This window comes from Escherichia sp. MOD1-EC7011, assembly GCF_002965005.1.
Classification (GTDB): domain Bacteria; phylum Pseudomonadota; class Gammaproteobacteria; order Enterobacterales; family Enterobacteriaceae; genus Escherichia; species Escherichia ruysiae.
In genome coordinates, this window is record NZ_PTRD01000045.1 from 1 (window position 1) to 15815 (window position 15815).

Annotated in this window: 15 protein-coding genes and 2 pseudogenes; 12 read left to right on the top strand and 5 right to left on the bottom strand. The window is 45.9% G+C overall.

Annotated features, from left to right (window positions below):
- Nucleotides 1–50: 50 nt before the first annotated feature.
- Nucleotides 51–392, bottom strand: a complete 342-nt coding sequence (locus A7098_RS19805) for a hypothetical protein (protein WP_301005550.1) — start codon at nucleotides 390–392, stop codon at nucleotides 51–53.
- Between the two features lie 174 nt (nucleotides 393–566).
- Here A7098_RS19805 and A7098_RS19810 point away from each other — a divergent pair, with 174 nt between their 5' ends.
- Both A7098_RS19810 and A7098_RS19815 read left to right on the top strand, forming a co-directional pair.
- The gene (locus A7098_RS19810; protein WP_000156433.1) at nucleotides 567–812 is read left to right on the top strand and encodes a GrxA family glutaredoxin; all 246 of its coding nucleotides are present in this window, start codon (nucleotides 567–569) and stop codon (nucleotides 810–812) included.
- Nucleotides 813–1023: 211 nt separating this feature from the next.
- Nucleotides 1024–2127: a site-specific integrase gene (locus tag A7098_RS19815; protein ID WP_001718057.1), complete on the top strand. Its 1104-nt coding sequence runs from the start codon at nucleotides 1024–1026 to the stop codon at nucleotides 2125–2127.
- Here A7098_RS19815 and A7098_RS19820 read toward each other — a convergent pair.
- Nucleotides 2122–2508: a transcriptional regulator gene (locus tag A7098_RS19820; RefSeq protein WP_001282576.1), complete on the bottom strand. Its 387-nt coding sequence runs from the start codon at nucleotides 2506–2508 to the stop codon at nucleotides 2122–2124. The two genes, A7098_RS19815 and A7098_RS19820, sit on opposite strands and share 6 nt — an antisense overlap.
- 251 nt (nucleotides 2509–2759) lie before the next feature.
- Here A7098_RS19820 and A7098_RS19825 point away from each other — a divergent pair, with 251 nt between their 5' ends.
- From A7098_RS19825 to A7098_RS19855, 6 genes and pseudogenes are all read left to right on the top strand, one after another.
- Nucleotides 2760–2972, top strand: coding sequence for a hypothetical protein (locus A7098_RS19825; RefSeq protein WP_024171473.1), 213 nt, complete (start codon nucleotides 2760–2762; stop codon nucleotides 2970–2972).
- A gap of 98 nt (nucleotides 2973–3070) precedes the next feature.
- A complete protein-coding gene (locus A7098_RS19830) occupies nucleotides 3071–5179 on the top strand; it encodes a cobalamin biosynthesis protein CobT (RefSeq protein ID WP_105281338.1) in 2109 nt (702 codons plus the stop codon).
- Nucleotides 5180–5274: 95 nt separating this feature from the next.
- Complete coding sequence (locus tag A7098_RS19835; RefSeq protein ID WP_085431619.1) at nucleotides 5275–6510, top strand: AAA family ATPase; 1236 nt, start codon at nucleotides 5275–5277, stop codon at nucleotides 6508–6510.
- A gap of 180 nt (nucleotides 6511–6690) precedes the next feature.
- Nucleotides 6691–8976, top strand: a pseudogene (gene dnaE, locus A7098_RS19845) (DNA polymerase III subunit alpha); the annotation flags it as partial.
- Between the two features lie 135 nt (nucleotides 8977–9111).
- A complete protein-coding gene (locus tag A7098_RS19850) occupies nucleotides 9112–9846 on the top strand; it encodes an HNH endonuclease (protein ID WP_001141258.1) in 735 nt (244 codons plus the stop codon).
- Between the two features lie 29 nt (nucleotides 9847–9875).
- Nucleotides 9876–11012 (top strand): annotated as a pseudogene (locus A7098_RS19855) (DNA polymerase III subunit alpha); the annotation flags it as partial.
- A 303-nt stretch (nucleotides 11013–11315) separates the two neighbouring features.
- Here A7098_RS19855 and cspG read toward each other — a convergent pair.
- The 3 genes from cspG to A7098_RS24305 all read right to left on the bottom strand — a co-directional run bounded on the left by cspG (nucleotide 11316) and on the right by A7098_RS24305 (nucleotide 12709).
- Entirely contained in the window at nucleotides 11316–11531 is a 216-nt protein-coding gene (gene cspG / locus A7098_RS19860; RefSeq protein WP_000066497.1) for a cold shock protein CspG, read from the bottom strand.
- Nucleotides 11532–11860: 329 nt separating this feature from the next.
- Nucleotides 11861–12424 (bottom strand): AlpA family transcriptional regulator, encoded by a 564-nt coding sequence (locus A7098_RS19865; protein WP_001240351.1) that lies wholly within the window; start codon nucleotides 12422–12424, stop codon nucleotides 11861–11863.
- 60 nt (nucleotides 12425–12484) lie between these two features.
- Nucleotides 12485–12709, bottom strand: a complete 225-nt coding sequence (locus tag A7098_RS24305; RefSeq protein ID WP_001351985.1) for a hypothetical protein — start codon at nucleotides 12707–12709, stop codon at nucleotides 12485–12487.
- A gap of 255 nt (nucleotides 12710–12964) precedes the next feature.
- Between A7098_RS24305 and A7098_RS19875 the strand changes: the two genes are divergently transcribed.
- The 4 genes from A7098_RS19875 to A7098_RS19890 all read left to right on the top strand — a co-directional run bounded on the left by A7098_RS19875 (nucleotide 12965) and on the right by A7098_RS19890 (nucleotide 15813).
- Complete coding sequence (locus A7098_RS19875) at nucleotides 12965–13396, top strand: hypothetical protein (RefSeq protein WP_001090697.1); 432 nt, start codon at nucleotides 12965–12967, stop codon at nucleotides 13394–13396.
- Nucleotides 13397–13513: 117 nt separating this feature from the next.
- A complete protein-coding gene (locus A7098_RS19880) occupies nucleotides 13514–14542 on the top strand; it encodes a hypothetical protein (protein WP_000047684.1) in 1029 nt (342 codons plus the stop codon).
- Between the two features lie 60 nt (nucleotides 14543–14602).
- Nucleotides 14603–15547, top strand: a complete 945-nt coding sequence (locus A7098_RS19885) for a 5'-3' exonuclease H3TH domain-containing protein (RefSeq protein WP_001755518.1) — start codon at nucleotides 14603–14605, stop codon at nucleotides 15545–15547.
- On the top strand, nucleotides 15547–15813 hold the full coding sequence (locus A7098_RS19890; RefSeq protein ID WP_000920224.1) for a hypothetical protein: 267 nt from the start codon (nucleotides 15547–15549) through the stop codon (nucleotides 15811–15813). The genes A7098_RS19885 and A7098_RS19890 overlap by 1 nt, the downstream gene beginning before the upstream one ends.
- The last annotated feature ends 2 nt before the right edge of the window (nucleotides 15814–15815 follow it).

Below are 15815 nucleotides of genomic sequence, written 5' to 3' on the forward strand. Positions count from 1 at the left end.
GTTTTGACTATGAGGTGATGATATCACCTCTATTCAGGTGGCCAAATTCACTATGCCACTACATATAGTCTATATAACTCATCTCTGTTTAAATTAACTTTGTGTTTATCGATAATTTGTTTTGCAAGAAGACATAACTCATCATGTTGATTTAATAAGGAATCAAACCATTGTTTAAATGCACTCTTTCGCATTTCGAACAATGATTCAGTTGTTAATTGAAGGGCTGAAAAAGCCGCTTTTGCACTTTTTCTCGCTTCGTAGGCATTCCATGCTGTTGCTATAAAAGCAAATGCTGTAGCCAATGTTCCAACAGTTTGACCATTTAAAACAACCCAATCCCAAAAAATGACGGTGAGCAGTAGTATAATAATGAAAATTAAAAAAGGCATGTATGTATTTCACTCTACTAACTATAAAATATTAGGCTAATGTTAACCAAACAATGCCTTAATTAATAGATTGATCGAGGCTTTAATAGCTTTATAATGCAGACCGCAAAGATAGGTATGCACATACCTATCTTCTTTGTAAGTAAAGTTACATATCAATTCTACGAGGTAACAATGACGATCACTATCTACGGACGAGATAACTGCTCATACTGCAAACGTGCGGTCGAGCTGGCGAAGCAACTAAAGGGACATGGCTACGGTGATTATGAGTACATTGACATCACCACTGCCGGTATCGACAAGGAAAAACTAAGTGAAATTGTTGGTAAACCGGTAGAGACTATCCCCCAGGTGCTGATCGATGGCCAGCCGATTGGCGGATACACAGAACTGGCTGCATACGTCAGCACCCTCTGATTTAAACGGCTCACAGGAGCCGTTTTTTATTCCCACCAAACTCACTCCTGTTTCCCTTAAAATTCAAAAAACAACGTCTAAATGATTCCATACCTACTATGTATGGAATCATTACTGAAAATGAGTTACTTTTACTCTTGATCCTATAAGAATCTATGCCTAATATACTGTTTACTTATACAGTGCATCGGCGTAACTCGGTGATTGTCATATGAAAAATAGCTTTGACAGAGCACGCGCTGCGGAGAACACCTCAAAAGAGGCGATTGAGTATCTCGAAAGAGCATCTCAAATGCAGGCCGTTATGATCTCCCAGGTCAGCAATGACATGAGATTCTCGGACGCATTCATGTTATTCACTCGCTTATCTCTGCTGATAACAAGACGTCGGCCAGAGATCGCTGTTCATTGTATTTTGATACATGTTTTGCCGCACATTGCCGATGTAAAAGTAAGTGATATTAATAGGTTCATGGTGAACCAACTGGTCAACCCACTAATACTGGATGGCAAAATTGTTATGGGTCGCCGCGTTTTCTCTCTGATGAAGCAGTTCCTCAGCTGGTGCGCCTTCCAGGGGATGATCGACGTGTCACCGTTAAACGATATGTCACTTAACAAAGTTGCCGGTGGCGCAAAGCCCACACCTCGCGAGCGGAAGCTAACCGACGCAGAGGTATGGGTGTTCTGGAATATATGGGACTACTTCAATGTGTGTGCTGGTACAAAATGGGCGGCCAGGCTATGTCTTGTATCCGCAAGACGACCTGACGAAGTACTGCGGGCTAAAAAAAGTGAGTTCAACCTCCAGCGTGGGGTTTGGAATCAAGGCAAGAGAAACAAATCAGCCCGTGAGCATTCTCTGCCTTTAAGCACATTAATGCGCACATGCATTGAAGAGTTATTCGAATATGGTAAAGGCAGCCAGTGGCTTGTGCCTTCGAATAAAAAAATCGGGAAAGATCTTCCGATGTCTAAAGTGGCAATAGCCCAGGCATTACGCCGTATCCTGGAACGACCAGAACTGATGGAGCTTGAGCCATTTACACCACGAGATTTGCGTCGTACTGCGCGTAGTTACTTCCCAGCATTAGGCATAAGCCAGGAGGTATCACGTAAAATCATGAACCACAGTCTTGAGGGGATAGATCGGGTCTACGACCGGCACGATTATATGGACGAGATGCGAGACGCCTTAGAAAGTTTCTCGACGTACATCGCATCAATCGTAGAGCAACCGGATTTAGACGAAATTGACCACAAATTCAAGGGAGATCGTCTATCGACAGAGCTTATTCGTGTAAATTTTTCATAGAGACTTTATGGCCTCAACAACCTTTTGTGATGCGCCTTTCTCTTTACCGAATCGCTCGTTATATGCAGCAAGAACCTGTTTTTCGTCCTCGTTAAGAGGAGCAGTGCCTTCTTTGTATAAAAATGCTGCGAGTTCGGGTTGGCGTTCTTCCAGCACCATCATCATAAGACGACTTGGCTCAATACCCAGTGCCAGCGCCAGCGGACGAACCTTATCGATAGGCAAAGGAATTTTGCCGCTTTTAATTAAAGAAAGGTTGTTGGCGTTTTTATACCCAATTGTTTTGGCTATCTGGGCCTGGCTCATAGGTGAGGATTCAATCAACCCTGCGATAAAAGCAGCGTAGCGACTTTCTATAAATTCAATCTTGTTGTCAGACATTGTTACAACCTTTGCGCGTTCAATTCTCTCTGGTAAGTGCTTACCGATATTACATCAAAGGTTAGGGTTGTAAAGCTATTATCATTTTTTTCGGCAGGCACTTTAAAGACCGGACAAAGACCAATGCATGGTGAAAAACTAGCCCCAAATAGGTAAGAAAATTAACTTGCATCTAATATGGATGTATTCAGTATTGATATAAATTTTAGTAGTATTCCTTACAATAGTATAAGTAAGAATGGATTGATTGAATGAACACCACTATTTCCAGCCTAATAGCTCTTGAGATCGGACACGTACAAAAATTAGCTGATGAGTGTGTAGCTGACATCCTCACCGAGCTACCGAATGAGCAGATTGAGGTTGGTGTGAATGACACAACTGGCTTTATATTCGAACTTAACAACAAACGCTTCACGCTTATCAATACCGGCTCCGGGTCTTTAGCCGTCAGAACCTGTTAATCCCTCTTCTACCTGCGCGAATGGCTTAGTTCCCTGTTCGCGCAGTGCTACATTAAACACACTAGTAAATAATTTGTTTTCATAACAAAGGATTAGCCATGTCCAAAAAACGTTCCATCAAAGAGGTTCAGGACTTCCGTGACAGTGTAAAACGAGTAGTCGCTCTCCTTTCAGGTAAAAACATCCCTGTTGCAGAACGAGGGGACGACGCTTATGTACGCTATAACGATGATGGAGAGCCAATTCTCGTAAACATCCCATCAATCCCAGATAACGCAACACCGGCATTGATGAATGCAGTACGCGGATTTCTAGATCATGAAGTTGCTCACATTTTGTTTACCGATATTCATGTGTCCAACAAAATGAGAGAAAAAGGACACGTCCCTTCCTGGTCACTATGGAATGCCTTAGAAGACGTGTTCATCGAGCGAAAAATGGGGCAGGTCTTTAACGGAACAAGACGTAATCTGATGGCAACTCAGCGCCTGATAATCGAAAAAGTCTTTAAACCAAAGGCTTCAGAGGCTATTACTTATTGTGGCAAAGATCAGCGCGCGCTTTTTCTAAACTTCTTTCTCTGTCCGGTTGTAAGAGCCTGGGATGGCCAAGCACCGTTCGTAGATTTCATGGATGAATACTGGCCTGTCATTGAGAAACCAATTTCATTATTAAAAGAACATGGTATCGATGTGGCCGTGCGTAACATGTCTTGCACCGAGGATTGTTTAAAGGTGGCTGCGACCATAGCTAAGATCCTCAAAGACACAGAAAGTGAAAGCAAAGGTAAGGAGTCAGCTCCGGGAAAAACTCCCGATCCTTCAGACGCTGACCAAGCGGATTCCTCTGGAGAAAGTAATGAAGACAATGAAGATCACAAGACACATGAGATGCTAGATAACCACATATCTATAGATGATGAGTCACACGGTAAGTACATACATGATGATAACGATAGTGATGATTCAGATAATTCTGAATCATCAGAAACAATATTCGATGATACAAAAAATGATAAAGAGGTATTAGATTCTGATACTTCCAATAGCGCGACGACAGAAGCAACTACCTCGGATCACGAAAAAAGAAAAACGGCAGAAGACGGCTCTTCAGACATTCCCACTCCGTCCAAAATGAGTCTGGAAGAGGCTTTAGAGGAGCTTGATAGCATGGAAGATGAAGTCGGAGGCATGACAGAAGATGCACTATCCGAAACGATTAAAAGCGAGTTAACAGAAAGCTCGAAAAGCGAATACAGGCCATACAATCGCTCATACGACTTCATCGGTTCGATTGATCAGGCAGAAGCCCATATCAAACGGCTTATTAAAACATTCTCCGATATTGATTTAGGTGGATATCCAATCAGCCGTTATCGCATCGTTCCTGAAGGCAACCAACTCTTCGACAAATATATTGAAAAGCATCTTTCGTCAGGTGTTTCGTCGACGCTGGCAAAAGACCTGGAGCGTGCAATTGCAAGCAGAAACAGAGTTCAGTTTATACCGGGCCAGCGTCGGGGGCGCATTCATGGTTCTAGTATCTACAGATTAGCAATGAATGATGATCGCGTGTTTCGTAAAAAAGAAGAATCTAAGGCCGTTAACGCCTGTGTTCAACAAGTGATTGATTTATCAGGTTCAATGAGCGGCGAAACGATTAAACTGGCTCTTGCAAGTGCATATACCATCGCCGATGCGCTTGATCGAATAAATGTTCCCAACATTATCACCGGCTTCACAACATTTGGTAGTCATATGGCAGCAGGAGAGCTTAAGGCAATCAAGTATGAGTTCTCTCGCTTTGAATCTTTAATGCTACCTATCATCAAAAATTGGAATGAAAAGGCAAATTCTCGCGAAGTTCGCTCACGTATGGGGTGCGTAGGCTACACATTCCCACTTCTTAATAACGTGGATGGTGAAAGCATAGCCAGCCTTGCATCGTTATTTTCTGGTCGCATGGAGGACAAGAAGATCATGCTTGTTCTAAGCGATGGCGCGCCGTGGGCTGTTGGGAGAGGTTTTGACGCCCATTTGCGTTCGGTTACGAAGCAAATTGAAACGCAGACTGACATTGATTTGATGGCAATTGGCATCATGACTGATGCACCGGAGAGATTTTACTCAAATCATGCCCTGGTAACGAGCGTTGATAGTCTTGGTTCATCTGTAGTTACTGAACTATCTCGTATCATTTTGAAGTGAATAAAACAGCCTTAATGATAAGTAAGCACTTACGATAGTTGATGGTATATTTATATAAGAAGTTGAACGCTCATTAGAGAACAAAGGAAAAACGCATGACGACTACTGCACTGCAAAATGAAAAAAATCATTCTGATTACCTTGTTTGCAAGTGGTGCGGCAAATCATTTCACTATTTTAAGTCCCATGTAGCCAATGGTAATTGCGAGGGCATTCCTGAGTCAGTAAAAGATGCCGATCCTGACACCGTACTGAAAATGTACACAACGCAGTTTCCAGATGAGCCAACGCTATCGAAAAAGGCACTTGATGCAATTCAAGCTAAACGTGCCGAGCAAAAAAGCGAAATGGCCAAATCTTCTGGCTTGACCAGTAGCCCTGGCTACACAGGCACAGTTGAGTACAAGACAGATCTGGTCGCAGCTCACGAACTGCTAAACGTAACGGTGGAAGAACTCGGAACAAAACGTGGGACGCCGCTCATGGTTAGCGTCAACGTCAATACGCCGTATCCAGAGTTCGTTCCAGAAGTGAAGAAGGGCTACGTATATGGCGACTTCGAACTGATCAAAGATATTTTCATGATGCTTGAACTTGGCATACCTGGCTATTTGTGGGGTCATGCAGGAACAGGCAAATCGTCATTGCCTACACAGCTATGTGCTTTGCTCAATCGTCCGTTGATCCGTGCCCAACATACAGCATCAATGGAAGAGGCACATGTTACGGGGCAAATTCTGGCGCGTGATGGCTCTACGTATTTCGAGCCTGGCTTGCTTGCGCTCGCAATGAAGCATGGCTGGGTTTACCTCGCGGATGAATACGACTTTGCGTTTCCACAGATTCTTGGCGTGTATCAGCCAGTGCTGGAAGGTGAAGCGTTGGTCATCAAAGAGGCGACTCCAGAATGGCGTCGCATTACTCCGCATGAACGGTTTGCTTTCATTGGCACTGGCAACACGAACGGTTCTGGTGATGAAACCGGCTTGTACCAGGGTACAAACATCCAGAACGCCGCGAACTTTTCGCGTTTTGGCATCGTTTCGAATGTGAAATACATGAGCAAAGAGGCAGAGATCAACATGTTGATAAATGCCGGCATCGTGGATGAATACGCTGAAAAGATGGTTAAGTTTGCCGGTATCGTTCGCGATGGATACGAAGAACACCTTATTAGTCAGCCAATTGGCCCTCGTGAACTTTTGTTGTCGGCCAAGATTGGAATGATGCGAGGCGACTTTGTGACAGGTATTGAGCGTTCTTTCATTAACAAACTCCCTTCAGCTTCTGCACAAGCGGCTCGTGAAGTTGTTCAAAAAATATTTGGTTAATCGTGCGTAAAGGATGTTTCGGCTCTCTTATCGCTGCTTCTGAAACTGGTAAGGCTTGTCTGGTGTGTCCAGACAAGCCCGATTGTCACCAATCAGCAAAAGAAGTTGCGATTTCGATGCATGGGAAGTTCGTAGGCTTCCCCAATGACAAAATCAAAAAAACCAGAAAGGTAAAAACACATGAAGGCACTGATGGTTCGAACTGACTTCTCACTTGGGGAGTCGGCTCTAAAAGCAGAAAACGCGGTGAAGATTGCCAGAGAAGCTGGCTACACCGCTGTAATTTCAGCAGATAGCATGAATATTGCGAGCGTTATTCCACTACAACGTGCCGCTGGTGACGACATGGCGGTTATTTGTGGTGTGAAACTAAACATTGTTGATGATCCCACATACGAGCACCGGGCTAAACTTGCTAAAGAATCTATGAGATGTATGAGATGTATGGAATCATTAGAGCGGGGACGTAACTACTCGTTTACCGCTCTAATTAAAAATGAGCAAGGATATCGCGACATCTGCGAACTAATGACGGCGGCCAACACACGAGAACAGTTCTACTTTGTACCGCGTCTCTCGCTCGAACAGTTGGTTTCTACATATGCCAAAGGCAACATCATCCTGCTTACTTCCGACATCGGTAGCGTGTTCCAACGCAACGATTTTGCAAAAATCATAAGCACACTGATTACAGCGGGTGGAAAAGACAACTTCTATAGTGTGGTTTATCCGCACCCTACCCCATTCTACGACCAGATTAACGTCCGGGCGATGAAAGTCGCCAGCGCATTGAAAATAGAGCCAGTGGCGTTCTATCCCGCTTATTACGAATCGATCGACGATGCAGACATTAAAGACATTGCGCACATGGTTACGAACAACATCAAAATCGACCAGCCGCATCGTCTGCGTATCCCCCACCAGCGAGATAACGCCGTCAATGGTCGCCGCCATCTCCTTGAGGCGCTTAAAGCCTTCTCCGTTCGCATGGATGTGCCGGTAACAGCTGCAATGGCCTCAACAACGCAGGATACCATTATCGATGCCTGCACATGGCGCTGGCATGAATTGCCGCCAGCACTGCCAAAGATGGCAGACGACGAGCCTGCAACGCTTATGAAACTGGCTGTTGCAGGGCTGCGTAAACGTCTTACCACAAAAGAGTTTGGCTACACACCACCTGCTTCTGAGAACAGGGTTTATGTTGAGCGGCTAAAGTACGAAATGGACACGCTGACTCGCCTGGGATTTTGTGGTTACTTCCTGATGGTACGCGATCTGATGAATCACAGCCGTGAAACTGGCATTCCTGTCGGGCCTGGTCGTGGTTCCTCCGCTGGATCTCTGGTGGCATGGTGCATAGGCATAACCAACGTCGACCCAATCCGTCACGGTCTTCTGTTTGAACGTTTCATCAACCCTGAGCGTCTCGACTTGCCGGATGCGGATTTGGACTTCAGCCAGGCACGTCGCCATGAAGTGATCGAGTATCTGAATGAACGCTACGGCGAAGATTACGTTGCAGGCATTCCGAACTTCACCTACCTAGGCGCAGCCTCTGCACTACGTGATACCGCTCGTATTTATGGTGTGGAGTCCGCAGATATGGCGGTATCAAAAGAACTGAAGAACGTCGAGGATGATAGCCTTCCATTGGAAGAGCTGCGCGAACAACTGGCAAGTCTCGACAAATACGCAACAAAATATCCTGATGCATTCAATGCAGCCTGCAAGTTACAAAGCCTTATGCGTGGCTTTGGTAGACATGCGGCAGGGATGATCGTAGCAGGTGTTCCTCTGACAGAACGTACACCGGTTGAGCGCCGTGGTGACGCGCGTTGTATCGCATTTGACAAGCGTTACTGCGAGGCTATGGGCCTAATTAAGCTGGACGTGCTTGGTCTGGCAACTCTCGATTTGCTCGATAGTGCAAAACGCTACATAAAAGAGAACACAGGTGAAGATATCAATCTTGATGCCATTTCTCTTGAAGATCGCAAGGTACTGGATGGTTTTGCTGCAGGGTATACACAGGGCGTATTCCAGCTTGAATCAGGCCCAATGCGCAAGCTGCTTAAAGATTTAGGTGGTGGAATTGAGCCAATGAGCTTTAAAACGGTTGTTGCTACGACTGCGCTCTTCCGACCTGGCCCGATTCAATCCGGCATGTTGGACGATTATGTGTCCGTGGCCAAAGGCTTCATGGCCCCACATTCCTTACACCCAATGCTGGACGAAATCTCTCGCGACACAAACGGAGTTCTGATTTATCAGGAACAGATCATGGCTGCTACGCGAATCTTGGCGGGGTTCTCAATGGCGGAAGCAGACTCGGTCAGGAAAGCGATCGGGAAAAAAGATATGGAGAAAATGAAATCCATTGGCGGCGACTTCATTAAGCGAGCGGAGGAAGGCTGGGTGACAGTGTCACTGGATGATGGTTCTACGAGAAAAATCCATAAAGCAGCACGCCTACTTTGTGCTGATGGTGAGCGTCGCACTTATGCCGAAGCAATGGCAATAAATGCCGACATAACGAGCTTCGATATTTGAGAATTAATTTATAAGATAAGAAAACAATTTGTTTAGTGAGTCTTAGAAATGCCGAGTACGAAGTACAAAATCACAGAAGAATGGTTACGTCAGCGTTACATGGTTGACCTGATGAGAAAAGAAGACATTGCCGCCGAAGCTGGTTGCAGCAAGGCAAATATTGACCGCTTATTAGCCAAATGGGGGATCAGGCGCGGAAGCGCGCGGATCTCCGCTACCCCAGCCTGGAATCGTGGCAAAAACAAAAATAATGACGAACGTATGAAGCGTCTCTCCGAAGCCCGGACTGGCACTGGCAACCCTATGTATGGGAAAACCTCGTGGAATGCCGGTCTGCGTGCTGATATCGATGAGCGAGTGGCCACCGTTTCGAAAAAGCTAACCGGCAGAACAATCCGCGCGGAGACGAAGGAAAAGCTGGCGGCTGCCAAACGCGGAAAGATCGGAGAAGAAGCGAACAACTACAAAGGTGGCATCATCGTAAAAACCAACGGCTACATGATGCAGCTGGTTGGTAACAATGGCGTTTCGCAATACGAATACGTTCATCGATTGATAGCGAAAGAACGTCTCGGTCGGGAGCTACGTGACGATGAACATGTCCACCATATTAACCGCGATACGATAGATAACGCCCCTGGGAATCTTGTAGCACTTCCAGAAGACGCCCACATTCGCCTGCATAGTGAAATGCGTGAAGAGATATGGAGCTGGGAGCGCCAACGGAACTGGCTGGCCTCCAATGGGTATGAGTTCGTGAAGATTGATGAGGTGACTGCATGAAAATTACCGGTGTTGTCGAAGAGAGCAATGGCCTGACGCACGAACGAGCCGAAGAAATCTGGAATATGTTTGAGAAATCCGGCGCGTATGCCTTCAACAAATCACACTCTGTTGCTTATTCTTTAATCAGTTATCAGTCTATGTGGCTAAAGACGCACTACCCTGCTGAGTTCTTCGCAGCTGCGCTCACCATTCTGGGCGAGGATAAGCATCAGGGGCTGGTGAAGGATGCGCTGACCTATGGCATTCGCGTATTGCCACCAGACGTTAATGTGTCATCTAACCGAATTGAGATCCGCACACTCGAAGACGGCAGTCAGGCACTGTATGCGCCATTCTCTGCTGTGAAAGGCTGTTCTGAAAATGGTTGTCAGGCAATTATGCGTGCGCGTGAGAAAGTTGGTGGCAAATTCGAGTCAGTGGCACAATTCGATGAAGCGGTCGAGAAGCGTGCATGTAACAGTCGTGTACGCGAGTCGCTTCATAAAGTAGGGGCTTTTGCGTCAATTGAGCCAGGCAGTCTGCCAGCAACTGATCCTGAACGACTGCGCGACCAGGCTGAGCTGATGGGCAATCTCATCATTGACGCTGTTAAAGCATCACGTCCGTTCGAAATGAATCCTAAGCGTTCTGCCGAAATCAACGTACTCATGACACGTATGGCGGCTGAAATGGGCTTGGGTGAGGAGTTGATACGCCCGACTATTGGTATTAAACCCAAAATCATGATCATTCTGGACAATGCGAACGGCAATGACGCTCGTACCGGCTACTTCATGGAGAACGGATACGACGACTTTAAGGCAAAACTACTGACAGTTGGAGATCTGCGCATGGGCGATCTTTATGTCACGGGTGTTTGTAAGAAGGTTAAGGACAAAGAGAAAGACTATACCAAAGACGAGATAGGCCAGTTCACAGACTTTATGCGGGAAGAAATTAATCTTGTACGACCAACCTACATTTTGACGTGTGGTAGTCGTTCAACCGCACTATTTAACAATAAGAGTAAACCATCAGATCTGATTGGTCGTAAGGAGTACTTCCCAGAGCTTGATGCAACCGTCTTCTACGGATTTAACCCGAATATCCTGTACTTCCGACCGGAAGAAGGAGAGCGACTGGAGGCCATTCTGGCTGATATCGCGGAGACAATAAATAAGTAATAAAGAAAACCCGCCTGTTGGCGGGTTTATAAAGAATTATGGCGCTTGTTGAGGAAGTCACTCCTCTTACGCACTTTGTTTTGCCATGCCGGCAGTTAGCTTCTGCCTTTGACTATTCATGCGGCAACCCCGCATTTCGCCACAATGGGCAATTCACTTTTATGGAATAAACTGGCCGTTGTGTCGATTTAATTAGCATGGCCTTACCATGCTAATTTATTCAACTTGTACAATCCTACAAATCTATCCACTCAGGCTTACACCGTCTTCGTTATTGTAGAAATGAGGATCATCAGCGTTGAATCAGCTTAGAGCAACGACATTTGCTGCTGCTGGGCCTTTAGCCCCATTCTCGATAGAGAATTCGACCTGCTGGCCTTCTTCCAAAGTGCGGAAATTATTACTCTGAATTGCCGAAAAATGTACAAAAACATCTTTACTGCCATCAGCAGGAGAAATAAAGCCAAAGCCTTTATCAGAGTTAAACCATTTTACTAAACCAGTCATTTTATTAGACATAGATATTACCTTCTTAATTTTGTGAGCCACATAGTGCGGCGAGAATTTGATCTGTATAGATTGGGACTTACTTAGGCACTTAAGGAGGAGACTCACGAAGAAGGGAAATCAGAAGATAACACTGAACTGAGACTGCTTTACTAAAACTGCTTACATAAGGTCTGTCTTGCAAACCAACGATGCTATTAACGCATACCCCTTCTTTTCATGCAACCTTTATTTTTCAAAGATAACTAATTTTTGTCACCATTGGTTTAGTAAACGTTAACGAACCAGACGATGCCAGACACCTTTACAGAGAACAGATGCCCGCCAATTGGCGGGCATCATTATGCGCATTTCGCAATATCTTTGCGGCGTTTAATCAGTTTCTCCGCAATTTGCTCTATTTCGTTGAAATCTTTCGAGACGCTGTTTCGAAGCGCCAGATTCCATTTACTCAAAGTTCGGGCATTTTGGACAATTTGATCGCCCTCTTTAAGTCGTCCGTTATTCATGAGCCATTCAGCCACATCAGCCCAATCCCAGAGAGGAGACTGGCCTTTTATGCGTTGTACAGGGCAAGGGAAGTCGCCGCTTCCGCGCTTACCGTCTTTGAGCAACGCCACTGCCTGGCGAGACAGGTCTGTCAGTTCCGCGATATCGCTTAAGCCCACAAGAGCCGAGTCGACGGATTCAACAATTGCACCGATACCGGCTGATTCAATATTGTCGACCGCAGATGCGATAGCTGCATCAAGTGATTGTGCTTCGCGGTCAAATTCTACATAGACGGAGTTTCCATATGCGCAAATTAGCGCATCGTCACAGCCGTTTTGGTACAGCGCGTCTTCCAGTCCTTCCGTCTCATACGATACGCCTGAGAGCGTCAGAGTGAAGTTATAAAGCGCCATAGTTTTCCTTTGAAGATAGTTGGACAGTTTCTGCAAAAGGCGGCTAATGCCGCCTTGAAATCATTTACAACGATCAACCATTCGTTTGATCTGTTTGGCATGGTTTTCGGGATTACCCGGAGTCGACCATACGCTCATTTGGTGAGTTTTGTGTTCACCTTCTGGATTACCGCATCGCAGTCTGCAAAAACAATGTGCAGCACCACCAGCTGCTACCCAGATCCAGCCTTTACTTAATGCATAGTCAATGGCTGCTTGAATATGCTTATTCGGATGTTGCTTCATTCGCCTCCGATAATAGTATTCTATTCACAGTGTTGACATCTGTCAACGGCGACTGAATTTCATCCGTTCATGCCACACCCCCATCCATCTCATGTATGTGACCTAAAGATGGTCAGCACAGCTTACCAAAATAAGACAACTAATTATCTTCGGTGATCTCAATATTTTTCCCCTGAACAAAGTTGACATGACGCCATAAACCCGTTCTCTGTTTGATATAATTGATACAGATTTTATAAGTAGGAACCTATTAGAGTGAACACTGATATTTTTTCTAAAATCATGGCCGATCTGGAGTTCGACCGCGACAACCTTGAGGAAGTATGGCGTAAACAGCCACGGCTTTTAATGGAGTATGGGTCAAAACTAGCGCAGGCAGATCGAGATGTCGCAGAGGCAAAACTTAACCTTGAAGCTGTTGAAGCAAAGCTATACGACACAGAGCGTAAGAACTTGAGTATGAACGGCATTAAGTTCAACGAGTCTGTACTGGACGCTAAGGTTAAAACAAACCCACAGTATCTGTCTAAACGGCAGAAGTTGGATGAAGCACGGCACATCGCAGACATATACAAACATGCTGTCGCCGCCTTTTCGCATCGCCGAGACATGATCGTTCAGGCGTCAAAGATGGCCATCGTTGAATTAGAGCGATTAGGCTCTGAACGCTTTATTACTCCCCGTTGATTTTTGATAGATAATAAGTAAGTACTGATCTATCATTTAACAGCTCGAAAGAGCCACGAATGAACGAAAGCCCAACGCGCATAGCGCCATCGGCCAAATCACAACAAGGAGAAACACATGTCTAAGACATTACTTGATTTGCTTAACAAAACTCGTGAAGACATTGCCGCCAAACGTGGCAACAACGTTGATCTGACTCGCTTAAAAGACGGCGTCAACTATATCCGCATCTTCCCGAATAAAGACGACCCAAACGGTAAGTTCTTCCAGACTTTCGGTATGCACTACGTTAAGTATCAGAACGAGGAAGGTAAAGAAGCAACCAACGCTTATATTTGTGAGCAACATACTCACGGTCGCGCTTGTCAGCTATGCGAAATGGTTATGGAAGGTCGCGCTCGTCACAAGGGTAACAAAGCAATGGAAGAACGCATCGGTCAAATGCGTGCCACTCCTCGCTACCTGGTCAACGGCATTCTTTCTGCTCGTGAGGATTTCGCAGATGCTGAGAAATGCCAGTTAATCGAGCTGCCGTCTACTGTATTCGATGATATCTGCAAAGCAATCACCGAAGACATCGCTGATGATATCGGCAATCCACTGAGCAAAGAGGAAGGCTACGCATTCCTGATTAAACGTACTGGCTCTGGTCGCGATACCAAATATGACGTCTCGCCTAAGCGTAAAGTCTACAAAGGCGATATCGAAGATAAATTCTGGAACACCCAGCATGATCTGATCGCATACGCAAATCAGGCTGATGAAACTCGTCTTCTGTCGACAGTTCGCACTATGGGTCGTCTGATTGGCATCGCTGCACCAACTGCCGCAGCATCTGCACCAGCAATTTCCTCAACCGCGAAAACATCGGCTGCGGCACTACCTGGATTTGGCTCTGTCACTGGTCATACAGAAGGAGCGACGGCTGTAGCAACCGCGCACACACCGGCTTCTGAACCAACCAGTCTGGTTGATGAAGAAATCCTCCGTGCCGTTGAAACTGAATTTAAACCAGAAGCAAGTTCCGCTGCCGTTGCAGTATCAGTCAAAGAGTCTGAAGCAGTCGCAGCGACATCTGTAGCAGCCGCATCTGCGACGGAAGATGAAGGTCTGGATGACCTACTGAGAGAGCTGGACTCTCTGTAATCCCATTACGTGACCAGTAAGGCGTCTACGGACGCCTTACTTTTTGGAAGGAATGTACCGGTGAATTATCTCTTCGTAGATGGCAATAGCCTGGGTTATTACCACCAACAATCTGACAAATTGCACAACGGCGAAATGGAAGTACAGGCTGCTTTCGGCTTTGTTAAGAACGTCCGTCGTTATGCCTCCATCCTCCATGCCCGACCTATGATTCTTTGGGATGGATTTAGTGACAAGCGTCGCGACTTTTACCCGGACTACAAAGCAAATCGCGACGACGATCCTGATATGAAAAAGATGAAGGAAGGCTTTGCTATCCAGAAGCCATACATCCTCAAAATGATGACCGCGCTTGGAGTTACCCAACTCATTGCAAAAGATGCAGAAGCGGATGATCTGGCCGGGCTGCTGGTATCCCGCATGGCACCGCAGCCAACCGTTGAACACATCTATCTGTTAACAGGCGATAGCGACTGGCTTCAGTTAGTTCGTGAAAACGTAAGCTGGGTAAGCCTGCGTGAAGACGCCAAAAACAAGCAGGTTAATTTTGAGCAATTTGCGGAGCTGACAGGATTCGCCACGCCTCGCGCATTTTTGGAAGCAAAAGCATTACAAGGCGATAACTCGGACAACATTAGCGGTGTTGGAGGCATTGGTGCTGGCGGTGCGAAAGAGCTGCTGCATGAATGGGGAAGTGTCGCAACGATGGTACGCGGCATCAACGACGGCTCAATCGTGGTTAATAAAGGGCGTCATAAGACCGCCTTCAACAAACTAGCGAAGAATGCCTTCAACGAGAAAACAGGCTGTCGAATGCTCGAAGCGTTCAAGAGAAACATCACGCTAATGAACCTGATTGAGACGAAGTTTCCGCCTACCGAAATCGAAACAATCAAAGGCAATCGTGACGTGAAAGCATTCGAGCAACTGTGCTACGAGCTGAATTTCCGTTCGTTCCTTGAAGACCTTGAAGTGTTTGTTCTTCCATTCGAAAGGTATTGCTAATGCTTAAATCGATTATCAATGGCGCTACAACCACCCCTGCCCAACTAGCAAAAGAGATTGTCTTTTATCACGGTGAGTACGCTGTCATCGCACTGCCGTCAATTCTAGGCGCTGCCGGAATGAAAGCGACAGATCGCGAGTTTGGATTAGTCAGCGAGCAGGTCGTAAAAATCCTCGCTCGTGTATCCAGACTCCTTAACCACGATGCGATTGTATTCGATGAATCCGCCGCTTTAAAACGAATCAACGAAACAAAAGGAGCCTGATC